At 63.4% G+C, this 487-nt stretch carries 1 protein-coding gene; it reads right to left on the reverse strand.

Annotated features, from left to right (window positions below):
• Nucleotides 1-402, reverse strand: a 402-nt coding sequence (locus tag NW835_RS02820) for a prepilin peptidase (protein WP_414414469.1), incomplete at its 3' end; no start/stop codon positions are given.
• Nucleotides 403-487 lie beyond the last annotated feature (85 nt).

The raw sequence follows: 487 nt of genomic DNA on the forward strand, positions 1-487 counted from the left end.
CGGCAGCAAAAACGTATCCAGATCAACCAGCGCCAGGGCCAGCAGCCAGCCCAACAAGACACAGGTGAGGATCCCGCGGGGGGAAAATCCCAAGATGGCGATGCTGAGGCCGAACAGCCCCAGGGTCAAGGCCTCAACGGCAGGGTAGCGCCAGCTAATCCGCGCACCGCAGTGGCGGCAGCGGCCCCGCAGCAGGAACCAGCCCAGAATGGGGATGTTCTCCGTGGGGCCCAGGGGCGTCTTGCAGTAGGGACAATGGGATCCAGGATAAAGCAGAGAGAGGCCCCGCGGCAGGCGATAGACTACCACGTTGAGAAAGCTGCCCACACAGGCTCCCAGCACCAACACCAGCACCCAGCCCAACAGGCGCAGCTCCCAGGTGCTGGCAAGGAAGTTCACCATCGCAGCCGTCCAGAGGGAGAACAAGAGGCTTGCTCTGCTATCGTAGGCGCTTAGGCTCGGCTTGGGCAGAAGGGGCTCATCGGGG

Source organism: Synechococcus sp. OH2 (genome assembly GCF_047462155.1).
GTDB lineage: Bacteria > Cyanobacteriota > Cyanobacteriia > Thermostichales > Thermostichaceae > Thermostichus.